Annotated in this window: 14 protein-coding genes; 8 read left to right on the top strand and 6 right to left on the bottom strand. The window is 32.9% G+C overall.

All coding sequences use genetic code 11. From position 1 onward, the window contains the following. Positions 1–262: 262 nt before the first annotated feature. The 8 genes from H593_RS18850 to H593_RS21245 all read left to right on the top strand — a co-directional run bounded on the left by H593_RS18850 (position 263) and on the right by H593_RS21245 (position 10,271). A complete protein-coding gene (locus H593_RS18850) occupies positions 263–2,068 on the top strand; it encodes an OstA-like protein (RefSeq protein WP_051229686.1) in 1,806 nt (601 codons plus the stop codon). Next, positions 2,068–3,249, top strand: coding sequence for an aspartate aminotransferase family protein (locus tag H593_RS0109415; protein WP_028872225.1), 1,182 nt, complete (start codon positions 2,068–2,070; stop codon positions 3,247–3,249). Before H593_RS18850 ends, H593_RS0109415 begins: the two co-directional genes overlap by 1 nt. 169 nt (positions 3,250–3,418) lie before the next feature. Then, the gene (locus H593_RS0109410; protein ID WP_028872224.1) at positions 3,419–4,825 is read left to right on the top strand and encodes a tetratricopeptide repeat protein; all 1,407 of its coding nucleotides are present in this window, start codon (positions 3,419–3,421) and stop codon (positions 4,823–4,825) included. Between the two features lie 83 nt (positions 4,826–4,908). Further along, positions 4,909–5,877 (top strand): DUF368 domain-containing protein, encoded by a 969-nt coding sequence (locus tag H593_RS0109405; protein WP_028872223.1) that lies wholly within the window; start codon positions 4,909–4,911, stop codon positions 5,875–5,877. Beyond that, entirely contained in the window at positions 5,877–6,893 is a 1,017-nt protein-coding gene (locus H593_RS0109400) for a DUF368 domain-containing protein (RefSeq protein ID WP_028872222.1), read from the top strand. Before H593_RS0109405 ends, H593_RS0109400 begins: the two co-directional genes overlap by 1 nt. Next, positions 6,890–7,630, top strand: a complete 741-nt coding sequence (locus H593_RS0109395) for a shikimate dehydrogenase family protein (protein ID WP_028872221.1) — start codon at positions 6,890–6,892, stop codon at positions 7,628–7,630. The genes H593_RS0109400 and H593_RS0109395 overlap by 4 nt, the downstream gene beginning before the upstream one ends. Before the next feature lie 79 nt (positions 7,631–7,709). Next, positions 7,710–9,977 carry a DUF349 domain-containing protein gene (locus tag H593_RS0109390; protein WP_028872220.1) on the top strand — a complete coding sequence of 756 codons (2,268 nt, stop codon included), beginning with the start codon at positions 7,710–7,712 and terminating at the stop codon, positions 9,975–9,977. Between the two features lie 144 nt (positions 9,978–10,121). Next, positions 10,122–10,271 carry a Cif family virulence factor gene (locus H593_RS21245; protein WP_245585029.1) on the top strand — a complete coding sequence of 50 codons (150 nt, stop codon included), beginning with the start codon at positions 10,122–10,124 and terminating at the stop codon, positions 10,269–10,271. A 494-nt stretch (positions 10,272–10,765) separates the two neighbouring features. Here H593_RS21245 and H593_RS0109375 read toward each other — a convergent pair whose 3' ends face one another. The 6 genes from H593_RS0109375 to H593_RS0109350 all read right to left on the bottom strand — a co-directional run bounded on the left by H593_RS0109375 (position 10,766) and on the right by H593_RS0109350 (position 16,406). Beyond that, positions 10,766–11,314 carry a 1-acyl-sn-glycerol-3-phosphate acyltransferase gene (locus tag H593_RS0109375; RefSeq protein ID WP_028872219.1) on the bottom strand — a complete coding sequence of 183 codons (549 nt, stop codon included), beginning with the start codon at positions 11,312–11,314 and terminating at the stop codon, positions 10,766–10,768. Between the two features lies 1 nt (position 11,315). Next, positions 11,316–12,398 (bottom strand): iron-containing alcohol dehydrogenase family protein, encoded by a 1,083-nt coding sequence (locus H593_RS0109370; protein WP_028872218.1) that lies wholly within the window; start codon positions 12,396–12,398, stop codon positions 11,316–11,318. Positions 12,399–12,444: 46 nt separating this feature from the next. Next, the gene (locus tag H593_RS0109365) at positions 12,445–13,065 is read right to left on the bottom strand and encodes a CatA-like O-acetyltransferase (RefSeq protein WP_028872217.1); all 621 of its coding nucleotides are present in this window, start codon (positions 13,063–13,065) and stop codon (positions 12,445–12,447) included. Continuing rightward, positions 13,065–13,769: an HAD family hydrolase gene (locus tag H593_RS0109360; protein ID WP_028872216.1), complete on the bottom strand. Its 705-nt coding sequence runs from the start codon at positions 13,767–13,769 to the stop codon at positions 13,065–13,067. The genes H593_RS0109365 and H593_RS0109360 overlap by 1 nt, the downstream gene beginning before the upstream one ends. After that, a complete protein-coding gene (gene kdsB / locus H593_RS0109355) occupies positions 13,770–14,498 on the bottom strand; it encodes a 3-deoxy-manno-octulosonate cytidylyltransferase (protein ID WP_037051970.1) in 729 nt (242 codons plus the stop codon). It abuts the gene before it with no gap. Positions 14,499–14,978: 480 nt separating this feature from the next. Further along, a complete protein-coding gene (locus H593_RS0109350; protein ID WP_028872214.1) occupies positions 14,979–16,406 on the bottom strand; it encodes an ATP-dependent DNA helicase in 1,428 nt (475 codons plus the stop codon). Positions 16,407–16,594: the final 188 nt, after the last annotated feature.

Raw genomic sequence — 16,594 nt, 5'->3', positions numbered from 1 at the left:
TCTTTTTTTTTAAAAGGATTTCACGAATTAGTACAGGTTTATGCGCTTATAAATTCTAGATAAATTATGAGTCTCCAATAGTAACGCCTACCTCTCTCTAGAAAAGTTCAGCGCTAAACTATTTAATTAAAATTTATCTATAAATGTCTGTTAAAGCTCGGTGTTTCTAAACGCGACAACCAGCCAACATCAAAATAATCTACTAAAAATCTGTTAACTCAGATATTTCCGAAGAGATAATAGCTATTTTTGAGCAAATTATATGACCTTGCATCTTACGCTTAGATTTATACTACTCATTATATGTTGTTTTTCAACAGCACTCTCCAATGCGCAGCCACCAAAGAAAATTTTTATAGAATATTCTGGTTTTACGGTTAGAGACTCTTTAAAAGGAGAAAACGTTACCACTTTTGTTCGTAGTAATCAAGGTCAAATTCATATCGTTCACGAAGGGATAGACATGTGGTGTGACAAAGCCTTGTATTATCAAAATGAAGACTTCATTGAAGCGTATAGTAATGTGAGAATGAAGCAAGGTGATACGATCAATATGACTTCAGATTATGTAGAATATAGTGGTATTACACAATTGGCAATTGCAGCTGGAAAGGTGGTCTTAACAGAACCACAATCTACGCTAACCACAGATACACTATACTTTAATCGCTTCACACAGCAAGCGTTTTATAATAGTAGAGGGAAAGTGGTTAGAGATTCATCGGGTACGATTACAAGTCAAATTGGTCGATATGATATGAACCAAAGTAAATATCGTTTTCTTAAAGATGTGGTGTTGGTAAATCCTAAATACACTCTAGAAACAAATCAGCTCGATTTTTATTCTGAAAATGGCCACGCTTATATGTATGGTCCTTCAACCATTATTGGTGAGGCTAGTAAAGTCTATTCAGAACGTGGATTCTACGACACTAACAACGATATTGGACATTTTATAAAAAACTCTAAAATTGACTACGATAACCTACAAATAGAAGGTGATAGTTTATATTTTGATAGAAAGCGAAGCTTTGCCTCTGCGGATAATAATATTACAATTACTGATACTGTTAATAAAACTATTATCAAAGGCCACCACGGTGAAGTCTTTAGAGATAAAGATTCTCTGTTTATAACAAAACGAGCTTTGGCAATAACCATTCAAGAAAACGATTCGTTATACATTCATGCAGATAAATTAATGGTTACAGGCGAGCCTGAACACAGAATTACAAGAGCTTATTACAATGCAAAGATGTTTAAAAGTGATATGAGTGGTAAAGCAGATTCTATCCATGCAAATCGTGAATCTGGTTTGACACAGCTTATTAATATCAAGCGATTTAATACTGGTGATGCCTTTTCAATCAAAAGAAAACCTTTGATTTGGAATTTAGGTAATCAAATGTCTGGAGATTCTATACATCTAATTTCTAATGTAGAAAAAGAAGAATTAGACTCTTTAAAAGTATTCAATAATGCGTTTCTAATTAGCAAAGACTCTTTAGGTAGTGGTTTTAATCAAATTAAAGGTCAGCGGTTAATTGGTTTATTTGAAAACAATGAACTCTATAATGTTGATATTATCAAAAATGCAGAAATCATATTCTACAGTAGAGATGACAACGACACCTTAGTTGGAATTAATAAATCTAAATCTGGAAGCATCAATCTACAATTTGATGGACCATATAAACTAGTAACACTTGTTAATCAGGTAGATGGCGAGATTTATCCGGAACCCCAATTTCCGAAGAATGCTAGACTATTTAGAGGATTTGATTGGCGAGGCGACGAGCAACCCAAAAGTGTTGAAGACCTATTTAGTGATGATCCACCACTGATTCTCCCAATAATAAAGGGATTAGAACCTTATATTGAAGATGAAGAGTTTATTGATGAAGCACTATTAAAGCGTATTGAAGAAGCGGGTAAAAAAGATAAAGACGAAGTCAATAAAGCTGGTAGACAACTCCCTACACCACTCAATACATCTAAAACAAAAACGAAATCCCTTCAAAAGATAAATAGAACATTTAACAAACCTTTGATTAAAAAAGGCAATTAATGACATCAGACTTTTTCAAATACCAAGCACAAACTACTCCTCACCCTCTGGCTATGACGATTTCTCATGCGGAAGGTTCTTATATTTATGATACCAACCAAAAAGCATATTTAGATTTTGTTGCAGGCGTATCTGCTTGCAGCTTAGGGCACAGACATCCAAAAGTTATTGAGGCTATTAAAAATCAATTGGACAAGTATTTACATGTGATGGTTTATGGGGAATATATCCAAGAACCTGCAGTAGAATTAACCAAATTAATGGCGAGTCATCTTCCTAAGCCATTAGAAAAAACATATTTAACAAATTCTGGGACAGAAGCTATTGATGGTGCATTAAAGCTCGCTAGACGAGTTACTGGTAGAAGTGAAATTATTGCTGCACATCACGCTTACCATGGCAATACAATGGGAGCTTTGAGTGTTATGGGATTTGAAGAACGCAAACAAGTATTTAGACCATTAATTCCAGATGTGAAGTTTATAACGTTTAATGCACAAGAAGAGTTATCACAAATTACCACTAAAACAGCTGCGGTTATTTTAGAAACTATTCAAGGTGGTGCTGGTTTTATAGAACCCAAAGATGGTTATCTAGAAAAAGTTAGAAAACAATGTGATGCTGTTGGTGCTTTGTTAATATTAGATGAGATTCAACCTGGTATTGGACGTACAGGAAAATTATTTGGTTTTGAACACTACAACTGTGTTCCAGATATTTTGGTTACTGGTAAAGGCCTAGGCGGCGGAATGCCAATTGGAGCATTTACATCGTCTTCAAAATATATGGATTTACTTCAGGATAACCCGAAACTTGGTCACATAACAACGTTTGGTGGTCATCCTGTTATTGCGGCTGCTGCTTTAGCAACATTAAAAGAAATTACAGAGAGTAATCTAATGTCTCAAACTTTGGAAAAAGAAGCCTTGATTCGTCAACATTTAAAACATCCTTTGATTACAGAAATTCGTGGACGCGGTTTAATGTTAGCTGCAATTACTCAGTCTGCAGACATTACAAATGAAGTCGTTTTAAAATGTAAAGATGAAGGTTTAATTCTGTTTTGGTTGCTTTTTGAACCTAAAGCCATTAGGATATCGCCTCCTTTAACAATCTCAAACGATGAAATCATCAAAGGATGTATGATAATAACTCGTGTTTTGGATTCTATTTTGGTATAAAATACCATTCAGATTAGGTAGGTTAATAACCTAATTTTTAGTAACTTAAACAACAATACTTTAATAATTAGTATAACTGTTAACTATTTTGTTAAAAACATTAAACTAAAAAAACAAAACCCAACCGTGATAACTGTACATTTATTTAAACAAACAATTCTACTTGCTTATGGAGTTTGGTCTACCGGAAGACAATTATAATATATCGCTTAAAAAGTTTGAATCGATGCTCAAAACGAATACTGTTTTGTTCTTTGATTCAGATGAATTTGAAAACATTATTCATCACTATTTAGAAATAGGGAAAATAGCGTTGGCAAAAAAAGCTATTAAATTAGGTCTTGACCAGCATCCCACATCTATAAACTTAAAGTTATTTCAGACTGAAATTTTTGTCTTAGAAAATAAATTTGAGGAGGCTAATAAGACACTTGAGGCACTTCATATCTTAGAGCCGACTAACGAAGAAGTTTATATTCAGAAAGCTAATGTGCTATCGAAACAGGATGAGCACGAAAAAGCGGTAAATACCTTATTGATTGCTTTAGATCTAGCTCCAGATGATGATGAGGGTATTGGCGATTTATACGCTTTAATAGGCATGGAGTATTTGTTTTTAGATCAATTTGAAAATGCTAAAATATATTTCAAAAAGTGTTTAGATATTGACTTAGAAGATTATTCGGCGTTATATAACGTTATCTATTGTTATGATTTTTTGGATGAGAACGAGGATGCTATTACATTTATAAATGCATACTTGGACAAAAACCCCTATTGCGAAGTCGCTTGGCATCAATTAGGACGCCAATATGTAACTGTAAAAGAATTAGACAAAGCGCTAGCAGCTTTTGAATTTGCTATTATCTCAGATGATAGTTTTGTTGGTGCTTATCTTGAAAAGGGTAAGGTTCTAGAAAAGAAAAAACAATATCTCGAAGCAATAGAAAATTATAAAATCACCTTGGCTTTAGATGAGCCAACCTCATTTGCCTTACTTAGAATTGGTTACTGCTACGACAAATTAGAGAAATATGATTTAGCTGTCCAGTCCTATTACAAAACTGTACATGAAGATCCTTTATTGGATAAAGGTTGGATTGCAATTACCAAATTCTATAACAAACAAAAGAACTATCAAAAAGCTTTATTTTATATTAATAAAGCAATAAATATTGATAGTGAGAATGCCATCTATTGGAAACTCTATGCCCAAATTAACTGGCGTCTTAACTTTCTTGAAGAAGCAGAACGTGGTTATAAAAAAACTTTAGATTTAGGTAATTATGAACTCCAAACATGGTTATCTAGAGCAGATATTCTTATTGCTTTGGGTGAATTTGAAGCTGCTATTTTAAATTTAATTCAAGCAGCAGAGTTTCATCCGGAAACAGCAGAAATTGAATTTCGCTTGGCTGGTTTAAATTTCACACTTCATGAGCATAGTAAGGGTCATTATCACCTTAAAAACGCAGTACTCTTAAATCACGAATTTGGGTACATCATGGAAGAATTATTCCCAAAAGTAATGCAAAAACCTACAGTGAAACAAATTATTCTACAAGCTAAAAAGTAGTTTATTTAACTCGTTTATTTTTTTCTTAATTTAAAAAAATATTTAGTACTTCATACCTTTACTGCTGTTATTCTAATTCAATTATGCAAAGACAATTTAAAGATTACTTTTTCGTCACTCTTAAAGGAATCGCAATGGGTGCTGCAGACGTAGTACCTGGAGTCTCAGGTGGTACAATCGCTTTTATATCTGGTATTTACGAAGAATTAATTGAGAGTATCGATAACGTTAATTTTGGATTTTTGAAATTATGGAAACGTTACGGATTTAAAGCAGCATGGAATTCTATTAACGGCTCTTTCCTCCTTGCACTATTCTCTGGTATCGCTATTAGCATTTTATCCTTAGCCAAACTTATTAAGCATTTGTTGCTCAACGAACCCATATTATTGTGGTCTTTCTTTTTCGGTCTTGTATTAGCCAGTATTTTATATATTGGAAAGCAAATTAATTCTTGGTCTCCTAAAATTATCTTGGCTATCATCTTTACATCTATCGTCTCTTACTTTATAACGCTTGCAGAACCTTTTGCGTCGCCAGACAGTCCTTTTTATTTATTGTTTTGTGGCTTTATTGCTATTATCGCTATGATTCTACCAGGTGTTTCCGGAGCTTTTATATTACTTATTCTTGGCGCTTATGAAACCGCAATAAATACTGTAAATAATTTAATTGAAGGAGTGACCACCATGAACTTAGATTTATTAAAGGATGCCTTATTAAAGTTCTTTTTACTAGGCCTTGGCGCCATAGTTGGTCTCAAAGTATTCTCCAAAATTTTAAATTGGATGTTTAAAAATCATAAAAACTTAACTTTAGCCATTCTAACTGGGTTTATGATTGGATCGTTAAACAAAATATGGCCGTGGAAATTAGTTACGAAAAATAGAATAAATTCTGAAGGATTAGAAGTTACCCTTTTAGATGAAAGTATACTCCCTAATCACTACGTTGGAGATAATCAAATACTTTTAGCTGTTGTATTTATCGTTGTTGGTTTTGCTCTAATTCTCATTCTAGAAAGTTTAGGAAAGAAAAAAGAAACCGTGTAATGCAAAGCACAAGAACTCTTAAAGACCGCGTTTTCTTAGTCATCAAGGGACTTGGTATGGGTGCTGCCAATAAGGTGCCCGGTGTTTCTGGAGGTGTTGTTGCCTTTGTAGCTGGTTTCTATGAAGAGTTTATCTATTCGCTTCAACGTGTTAACAAGACTGCGCTAAAACTGCTAGTAAATGGTAGATTTAAAAGTTTTTACAGATACATTAATGGTAGGTTTTTGAGTTTATTATTCCTTGGAATGATTGTGAGTTACTTTAGCGTCTCCAAAGTTTTAGACTATTTTCTTAAAAACCATGAGCTTTATGTTTGGAGTTTATTCTTCGGAATGATTATAGGGTCTATCTATTACATTAATAAAGATTTTAAAGACTGGAATTTTAAGAGTATTATGTCACTAGGTATTGGAATTAGCTTAGGTATTGCCATAAGTTTTCTTAATCCTGCAGTAGAAAATGACAATCTCTTCTTTGTTTTTTTCTGCGGAATAATAAGTGTTGCTGGTATGACACTTCCTGGTTTTTCAGGATCATTTATTCTCATACTTTTAGGTAACTATATTTTACTACTTGTAGATTCTGTAAATGCACTGTACGATACATTTTCAGAGCTCATTACTGGAGATTTTAGTTTCGTGCAAAATGAAGTGCGACTAAGGCTTTTAAAGGTACTTAGTATCTTTACCCTAGGTTCTGTCGTTGGCTTAGTTTCGTTTTCTCATGTATTAAGTTATGTTTTAAAACATTACAAAAGCATAACGACGGCATCAATTATTGGTTTTATCGTTGGTTCATTAGGTGTTGTTTGGCCTTGGAAAAAAACAATTTTTAAAGTTCAGGATAATGGTAACTTTATTTTAGACTCTAGAGGTGAAAAAATCATATTAAATTATGAGCGTTTATTACCTCAAAATGAGTCACAAACTTACATTGCTATTGGTTATATTATCTTAGGTATCATCGTTGTACTTGCCTTAGAACGCTATGGTCAACGCACAATAAAAAACATATGAATAGATTAGGTTTAATAGGTAAAAACATTTCATATTCTTTCTCTAGAAGCTACTTCACCAAAAAGTTTGAAGCGCAAAAACTACCGTTTACTTATGAGAATTTTGATTTGAATCATATTTCAGAATTTAAACAACTCTTTACTAAAGAGCATAACATTGTAGGACTTAGTGTTACTATACCCTATAAAGAAGACATTATTCCATATTTAGATAGCTTAAATAAAAAAGCTAAAGAAATAGGTGCTGTGAATACCATAACAGTCGATAAAAAGGGACTATTAAAAGGATATAATACAGATTGCTTTGGGTTTAAGAAATCCATACAACCCTTCTTAAAACCACATCATAAAAAAGCCTTAATACTAGGTACTGGAGGTGCTTCAAAAGCTATTGCTTATACTCTTAAGCGTTTAGATATCACGTTTGATTATGTCTCTAGAACAAAAAAACCAGGGGTCATGTTTACTTATGAGACGCTAACTTCTGAAATGTTAAGTAATTATACTATTGTTATAAACTGTACACCAATTGGCACACATCCTAAAATTGATAACTGTCCAGATATTCCTTATGAAGGGATTACCAAGAAGCACTTATTATTTGATTTAATCTACAATCCCACTGAAACAAAATTTTTAAAATTAGGCAAGGAACATGGTGCTGAGATTTGCAATGGAATCAAAATGTTAGAATATCAAGCAGAAAAGGCTTGGAAAATATGGAATTCAACCTTTTAACAGGTCTAAACAACAAGTTCTTTTTTGTAAATTAACCTCATGTTAGTATATTAGCCATCTAATATAAAAACATTGAAAAATGTCTGAGAATGATAACCTGCAAGAAGCAGATGGAAACAAAGAATTAAAATCTACTGAAACGCCTCAAACTCCAGAAAGTTCATCTGATGCGAGTGAGACTATTTCCGAAGACATCAAAACAACCACAGAAGACACTGCTGAGAGCGTGACAGAAACTGTTGAAGAGATTACCGAAGATGTCCAAGAGGTTGTTGAAGAAGTAGCTGAAACTTTAAAAACAGTGACTGAAGATGTAAAGGAAGTTACTGAAGAACCTATTGACATCGTAACAGACACTTTAGAAACGATTACTAAGGATGTAAAAGAGGTTACTGAAGAACCCATTAAAAAAGTAGCTGACGCTTTAGAAACAATTACTGAAGAGGTAAAAGAGGTTGCTGAAAAACCGGTTAAAGAAGCGGCAGATACTTTAGATACAACCACTGAAGATGTAAAAGAAGTTTTAAAACCATCTGAGGTTGCTAAAAAAACAGATGCACATGTTGAAGAAATTGAAGAGTCCAATGCAGAAGACGCAGAAGATGAAGAAAACGCTGAGCGTCATACGTTAGAATCTAAAGACTACCATACGATGTCTATGGAGCAACTATCAATTGAATTTGAACAGCTCGTAAAAAACCAAAAAGTACAAAATATTAAAACTCAAGTTGAAGATATCAAATCTGAATTCAACGCTAAATTTGATACGTTATTAGACGAAAAAAAGGAAGAGTTTTTGAGTGAAGGCGGCAACGAAATTGACTTCTACTACGCTTCTCCTATTAAGAAACAGTTTAACAACGTTTTTAAAACCTATAGAAATAATTTAGGGGCTTATCATAAGCAACGTGAAAATAATTTAAAGGCTAATCTAGAAAATAGATTGCATATTATTGAGCAAATAAAAGGATTGGTTAATGATGAGGAAAATATAAATACCACCTATAAAACTTTTAAAGACTTACAAGAACAGTGGCGCAGTGCTGGGCCAATACCAAGAGATCGCTACAATAATGCTTGGAATTCTTACCATCACCATGTTGAGATTTTCTATGATGTTTTGCATTTAAATCGCGATTTAAGAGATTTAGACTTCAAACATAATCTAGATCAAAAAACTAAAATTATAGAACGTGCCGAAGAATTGGCTGCAGATGATAATATCAATCGTTCATTTAGAGAGTTACAGGTACTACACAAACTTTGGAAAGAAGAATTGGGACCTGTTTCCAGAGAATATCGTGATGAAGTTTGGGAGCGTTTTAGTAACGCAACTAAAATCATACATGACAAACGTCAAGGTTATTACGCAAGCTTAGATAAAATTCGTGAGAAAAACTTAGAATTAAAAGAAGAGATTATCACTAGGATTAAGGAGGTATCGGGAGACACTTCTAACGCACACAGTGCTTGGCAAAAGAAAATAAAATCTGTTGAAGCATTAAGGGAAGAGTTTTTTAATGCTGGTAAAGTGCCCCAAAAATCAAATGAAGCCACTTGGTCTAAATTTAAAGATGCCGTTAGAACTTTTAATCGTCAGAAAAACAATTTCTATAAGAGTCTCAAGAAGGACCAATATGATAATTTAGAGAAGAAGAAAGCTTTAATTCAAATTGCTTTAGACAATAAGGACAGTGAGGATTTGGCAACTACAACGCCTTTGATGAAGAAAATTCAAGGTGATTGGAAAAAAATTGGTCATGTTCCAAGAAAAGATAGTGACAAAATTTGGAAGCAGTTTAGAGGTGCTTGTAATGCTTATTTTGATAGATTAAATTCACAACGAGATGAGGCTAATAAAGAGCTCATGGTCGCTTATGAACAAAAAAACACAATGCTTGCAGAGGTTAACGCTTTAGAATTGTCTGGTGATTCCACAAAGGACATCGTGACCATTAAAGAAAAGATTGCAGCATGGAAAGCCATAGGGCACGTACCTTCTAACAAACGCTATATTGATGGAAAGTTTAATAAAGCGCTTGACGGTCTATTTGGCAAATTAGATATGGATAGAGCAAAACTTGACATGATCAAGTTTGAAAATAAGCTTGAGAGTTTAGCACAACCAGGTGACAATAGATTACTAGACAACGAGCAAAACTTCATCAGAAAGAAGATAAGTGATATTAAAGGTGAAATCATTCAATTAGAAAATAACATGCAATTTTTCTCAAATGTTGATGAAAGCAATCCTTTAGTTAAAGAAGTCTTTAAAAACGTTGATAATCAGAAAAAGAGTCTTTCTACATGGGAAGATAAATTGAGAAAGATTAAGAGTATGTATTAATTTTTTTTTTACTTAAAACACAAAAAGACCATCATCGCTGATGGTCTTTTTTATAGCAATAATAAGTAATTGATCACTACGACTCTATTTATGTAAATAGTAAGGATATGGCTTTAGCAGATGAATAATTACTAACTTTATTTCATGAATTTAACTATAGAAAACTTTTACAGTGCATTTAAAAATAAAGACGCTGTGTCTATGGTAGCATATTACCACGATGATATTATTTTTGAAGATGCTGCATTTGGAATTTTGAAAGGAGAACATGTAAAAATATGTGGCGCATGTTAATTGCTTCTCAAAAGGAAAAAATTCAAAAATTGAATACTTTGAGATCACTACTCAGGGATATATGGGGAACGCCAAATGGTATGCATGTTATAATTTAAGCAAAACGGGAAGACCTATTCATAATAAAATAGTGGCACATTTTGAGTTTAAAGATGATGAAATGATAAGGCATACAGATTACTTTAATTTGTATAGTTAGTCAAAACATGCCTTTAGTATAAAATATTTTTTGTTTGGAGGCATCCTGTTTTTTAAGAAAAAACTCAATCAACAAACCAATCAATTACTCACAAAATTTGAGAATAAACTGTTGTAGTTTTTTTGTACTTGAGGTGCTACATACAAAAAAGCCACTCAATTAAACTAAGTAGCTTCTGTAATAATTAATTCTGTTTCTTTTTAGGGACCTTATGTTTACTTTATGTTTCAGTATTAATTACACCTAACATAAATCAAAAGGTATGCCAAAGTGATGATTTTAGTCTATAATCTGATTAAGAATACTCAGGTATTTTACCAATAACATCTTTAAAAAATGCTTTCATAAAAGCAAAATCGGCCTCGATATCATCTGTAGGATAAAAAGGCTCTGAAATATTGTTTTGTTTATTTTTAAAATCCAAAGTAAACATGATTATGGGCACATTTGCAGTTTTGGCGATGTAATAAAAGCCAGTTTTCCACTGTTCGACTTTTTTACGAGTACCTTCGGGAGCGAGCGTTAGCCTAAACTCATCTTTTTCATCAAATAATTTTGAAATGGCTTCAACCTTATTTTGACCAGAGGTTCTATCTAAGGCAGCACCTCCGATGGCTCTAAAATAATAACCAAAAGGCCAAGTGAATAATTCTTTCTTACCAACAAAGTTTGTCTTGATACCTGTTATTTTCCGAAGAAAAAGTCCGATAAAGAAATCATGCCAACTCGTATGAGGAAAAGCGATGATAACCGCTTTCTTAACTGTATCCTTTGAGAAGTTAAAATTGCCAATGATTTTCCAACCTAATATCTTAAAATATATAAACTGAGCTATCCATCTCATATTACATTTTTTGATATAAAGCTTTCAATTTATCTCTTGTAATAATCTGTTTCCAGTTTTTACCAATAGCATTTTCCCATAAAGGCTCTAAACTTAATGCGACATCAATCATTATATCAAATTCATCATCTCCTAAATTTGAACAAATCCCTTGAGGTATGAAAATATTATGCTTTTTCCTCATGGCTTTGTACATCGCAACGCCTTCTGGGTAATACTCCTCTAAATGTTCAAATACAATACAATTACCAATCCCATGCTTGATACCTAATAAGTACCCTAGCCCATAACTCATAGCATGCGCTACTCCGACTTGTGAGTACGCAATACTCATACCACCATGCCAAGAAGCCATCATTAATTGATCTTGAGAATCTTCATCTGACAAGGTATCTTCTAAAAATATTTCTTGGCAAAGCTCCAGTGCTTTCTCGCCATAACTTTGACTAAATGCATTTAAATAGGTTCCCTTTAGAGATTCAATACAGTGGACAAAACAGTCCATACCTGTATAAAACCATTGCTCTTTTGGAACGCCTACTGTCAATTCTGGGTCTAATATTACTTGATCAAAAGGTGTGAAATCACTGTTGATGCCTAACTTTCGTTGTGGTCCAGTTAATATGGTTGTTCTAGATACTTCGGCACCTGTACCAGATATAGTCGGCACTCCTACATGGTAAATGGCAGCATTCTTTACGATATCCCAACCTTGATAATCTTTAGCTTCACCTTCATTGGTAAGCATTATAGCTACTGCCTTAGCCAAATCCATAATAGTGCCTCCACCGATACCTATAATACCAGAAGGTCTATCTTTATGATTTAATATAATTTGTTCAACCATCTCGTCCACCTGAGAAGTTTTAGGTTCTTCTTTGGTCGACACAAATACCAATTGATCATTATAAGCCAAAGGTAATCTCGATGTGATTAAAGGATTTCCTTTAAATACATCATCTACCAGAAATATAAATGGAGCAGTAGTGTTTACTCGTTTAGGTTCAATAATATCACCCAATTGATTAAAACTGCCTCGTCCAAAAACTACTCTGGACACCATAGGATAATTTTTATAACTCATCTATTCTTCTTCTTTAACAAAAATAAAAACATAGTTGGATTTATCTTTATTTATTTAAATAATGTTGGAATTTTTCAGCAAATAATCCAACATGATAACCATCTACTAACGCATGGTTTACATTTATAGACACGTTCATCATTAATCGACCTTCAAAATCCTTTACCGCTTTACTAAAAGCTAATTTTGGTATGGAATCTTCATGTCCAGAAATTGGTTCTTTGTGACCCGAAAAATTAACCCAGGGCATTGCTGAGCAATGAATACATTCTAAATCATTACGCAAAGGAAACAAAGCTCCTGTGGTTTCAATTCTATTTTTTTCTGAAATTATATGTTCCAAAAACTTATCTAATTCTTTATCAAATTCTATATATGAAAACCCGAACGTTAAATCTGATCGCATTAATGTTGCTGATACATTAATAGTTTCATATTTAACAACCTGATTGTCTTTTATTCTTAGTTTTAATTCATCTACATCATTAATCGCTTTCATGCAATCGTGCATATACTTTCCAAAGAAAGAAACATCATGAGTCTTTGCGAAATCGTATGCCTTACTAACATCAACTGGAAAACTAATTCCAAAATAAGGATCTTTAAGTGTTCTAAAATGATCGTAATGTTGCTTACGTTTCCAAGTGTTTATATCGATAACTTCCACTAATTTAATATCCTTTTTAATTCTAATAAATGCGTTATCGTTTTATATGCTCTATTTTTAATCTCTTGTTCATTAACCTGCTCGTGTAACCATGTGGTATGAAAAGGTATATGGATGGCTTCTGCTCCAATATTCACTAATGGTAAAATGTCTGATTTTAAAGAATTTCCAATCATTAAAAACTCTGACGGTTTTATATCCAGATGTGCTAATACTTTTGAATAATTGACCTCTTGCTTATCACTCATGACTTCTATATGGTGAAAATATGAGGTTAAATTAGACTTTTCTAACTTTCGTTCTTGATCCAACAGATCGCCTTTGGTTAGCACTATCAATTTATATTCTTTGGATACATGTTTTAAAGTATCCTCAACACCATCTAACAATTCTACAGGTGCATCTAGCATATCTTTACCGATATTCAATATTTTGGTAATCGTCTCATTTGACACTGAATTATTTGAAATCACTACTGCCATTTCAACCATTGAGAGCACAAAACCTTTTATTCCGTAGCCATATAAAGGAAGGTTTTCCATTTCCTTTTTAAACAGCTCTTGGTCAACTTTGTTAGCCGTTTCATAAGGCGCCATTAATTTAGCAAACTCTAATTCGGCATCACGAAAATAGGTCTCATTCACCCAAAGTGTGTCGTCTGCATCAAAACCGATGACTTTTATATGTTTGTAATTTTTATTCAATTATTTCCAAAGTTTTTTTGCACGTTCTAAATCTTCAGGCGTATCAATTTCAACACCTTCAACCGTAGTTTCTACCATTTTGATTCGCTTACCATATTCCAAATATCTAATACACTCAATTTTCTCGGTAGCTTCAATAAACTGCATTGGGAGTTTATAAAAATCTAGCAAAGCTTCTTTTCTAAATGCATAAATACCTTTGTGTTTAAAATACCGAGCTCCAGCTTCTTTATCTCTTGGATATGGAATAGGACTACGAGAAAAATACAAAGCAAAATTATTTTGATCAACAATAACCTTGACCGTATTTGGGTTATTGATTTCATCCCAATCATGAATTTCTACCATTAAAGACGCTAAATCAATCTCTTTGTTATGATCATCTGTGAATGCCTTTAAAACTTTTTCTAAACTCTCTCGCTCTGTAAAAGGCTCATCACCTTGAACATTTACAACGATATCAACATCTAAACCTGCAACAGCTTCTGCTATACGATCACTACCAGATTGATGTTCTTTTACACTCATAATGGCTTTTCCTCCATTTGAAGTAATCTCATCAAAAATAATATTACTATCTGTCACGACATAAACTTCATCAAAAAGTTTGGTTGCTACAGTAGCCTCATAAGTCCTCAAAATGACAGTTTTCCCCTCTAAATCTTGCATAAGTTTAGCTGGAAAACGTGACGCACTGTATCGTGCAGGAATCATAGAAATTATCTTCATTTGAACAAAATTAGTGGAGTATCAAAAATAAAACTTTAATACCATTTAACTGCTGAAATCATTATAAAATAAATTGATGCTTTTTTCCTTTATATAAAATAAAAATAAGTACCTGACTGCTGGCAGTCATGTAATCTTCATTAGTTACGGTTTCTTTTTATGTTGAAATAAAAATAAAAAAAAGGGCGTTTTTTTTATGGCTTACTCTGGAGCTAGATAGTATGAACCCTAATCTAAGACGCTTTGTAATTCACATCGATTAAAATAAAAAGGGAGAGTAAGCGCAAACACGTATGCGAATACTCGCAAATTAACTTATTTCGATAAAACAATGCATAGATATATACTTATAGTTGTGTCTGTTGTGAAGCATTAGGTCTTAACCCTTCAGGACTTTAAAGTTAAAATTTTGAAATCTTCCAATTTCCGAAGAACATATTAGAAGCAATTCATTGATGACAATCGAACTACGCCTAGTGATCAATCCTCTTCAAAAAATTCATCTTTAAAGCCAATAAGATACAATTTATCCTGAGCTCTGGTAATTGCAGTGTAGAGCCATCTCATATAATCTCTATCTATTCCATTTGGCAAATAGGGCTGCTCAACAAAAATGGTATTCCATTGTCCACCTTGTGATTTATGACATGTGATCGCATAAGAAAACTTGACTTGCAAGGCGTTAAAATATTTATTGCCTTTAATTTTTAAAAATTTTTTATATTTAGACGTTTCATCTTCATAATCTTTTTGAACTTCTTGATACAACCTATTACTCTCTTCGTAAGGTAATGATGGTGTTTCTGCTTCAATAGTATCTAATAGAAGTACGGTTTCAAAGGGTTTCATATTAGGATAATCAACCATTTGCACTTTTACTTCTGCGAACCGAAAATCATATAATGTTGAAATTGAAAAAATCTCTAATACCTGAATGATATCTCCATTAGCAATAAAACCAGCCTCAGAGTTTGGTTTCACCCAGAAATAATTATTTTTCACAACCATCAAAAAATCACCTACCGTAAGTTCGTTTTCGTTAAACAGGATACGGTTTCTTATTTGCTGGTTATACAAATTAGCTCGTTTATTACTTCGTACAATAATTGCTGTATCCTCATGACCATTTTGACCATATGAATCATTAATAGCGTCCATGACTTCGTGACCATCTATAAGTCTTACAATATCATCAAAACCATTTAAGTTAAATGTAAAGGACTCGTAAAAATCATGCTCAATAGCCTCACGAATTCTAGTGGCATTACTTAAAATACCAGAATCTTGATTTTGCCTCACCACTTCGTCAAGCTCAATACTAGTTACGTTTTTATCATAGTTTAACTCTAGTAATCGTTGGTCTAGTGCTGGAGATAAATCTGATTTCACAGGAGGCAACTGCGCTTTGTCACCAATAAGTAACACCTTACAATTATGACCAGAATACACATAACTCATCAAGTCATCTAATAAAGATGAGCTTTCAAGGTTTTTAAAATCTGATGGTACATCTGGAATCATTGAAGCTTCATCGACAATAAATATAGTGTTGCGATGTTTATTAGGTTGCAAAACGAATTTTACACCTCCGCCTTGATCTTTCTTCGGAAAATAAATCTTTTTATGAATTGTAAAGGCTTCTTTTTTAGAATAATTTGAGATCACTTTAGCAGCGCGACCAGTTGGAGCTAAAAGAACAGCACTTTTTTTCGTTTCCCATAAATTAGAAACTAAAGTACCTGTGATACTCGTTTTTCCCGTTCCTGCGAACCCTTTTAAAAGATATAATGCATTGGGAGAATCATCAAATATAAAATTTGATAACTGCTCTAAAGCAATAGTTTGTTTTAATGTTGGCTTAAATGGAAACTTATGAATAAGTAGTTTATAAAAATCTGATGCGATCATCTAAAGAATTGATATGCAATTAAATTGCAAGATAAGGTTTAATGCTGAACTGTTTTAATAACTTCACAATACAAATTTTGTTATATATTATGAAAGTTATTTTATATCTTTCAACCTTAATTGAATTTTTTCTACAATGTTTTAACCATAAAAAAAAAATTGTAGATTTGTAACACTCCTTAACAAAA

It is taken from the genome of Psychroserpens burtonensis DSM 12212, assembly GCF_000425305.1.
GTDB lineage: Bacteria > Bacteroidota > Bacteroidia > Flavobacteriales > Flavobacteriaceae > Psychroserpens > Psychroserpens burtonensis.
This window is presented reverse-complemented; position numbering and strand designations above follow the sequence as displayed.

Coding starts and splice junctions, on each gene's coding strand:
- H593_RS0109410 (WP_028872224.1), top strand. CDS start 3,419: ATGGAGTTTGGTCTACCGGAAGACAATTATAATATATCGCTTAAAAAG.
- H593_RS0109350 (WP_028872214.1), bottom strand. CDS start 16,406: ATGATCGCATCAGATTTTTATAAACTACTTATTCATAAGTTTCCATTT.
- H593_RS0109395 (WP_028872221.1), top strand. CDS start 6,890: ATGAATAGATTAGGTTTAATAGGTAAAAACATTTCATATTCTTTCTCT.
- H593_RS18850 (WP_051229686.1), top strand. CDS start 263: ATGACCTTGCATCTTACGCTTAGATTTATACTACTCATTATATGTTGT.
- H593_RS0109415 (WP_028872225.1), top strand. CDS start 2,068: ATGACATCAGACTTTTTCAAATACCAAGCACAAACTACTCCTCACCCT.
- H593_RS0109390 (WP_028872220.1), top strand. CDS start 7,710: ATGTCTGAGAATGATAACCTGCAAGAAGCAGATGGAAACAAAGAATTA.
- kdsB (WP_037051970.1), bottom strand. CDS start 14,498: ATGAAGATAATTTCTATGATTCCTGCACGATACAGTGCGTCACGTTTT.
- H593_RS21245 (WP_245585029.1), top strand. CDS start 10,122: ATGAATTTAACTATAGAAAACTTTTACAGTGCATTTAAAAATAAAGAC.
- H593_RS0109405 (WP_028872223.1), top strand. CDS start 4,909: ATGCAAAGACAATTTAAAGATTACTTTTTCGTCACTCTTAAAGGAATC.
- H593_RS0109400 (WP_028872222.1), top strand. CDS start 5,877: ATGCAAAGCACAAGAACTCTTAAAGACCGCGTTTTCTTAGTCATCAAG.
- H593_RS0109375 (WP_028872219.1), bottom strand. CDS start 11,314: ATGAGATGGATAGCTCAGTTTATATATTTTAAGATATTAGGTTGGAAA.
- H593_RS0109370 (WP_028872218.1), bottom strand. CDS start 12,398: ATGAGTTATAAAAATTATCCTATGGTGTCCAGAGTAGTTTTTGGACGA.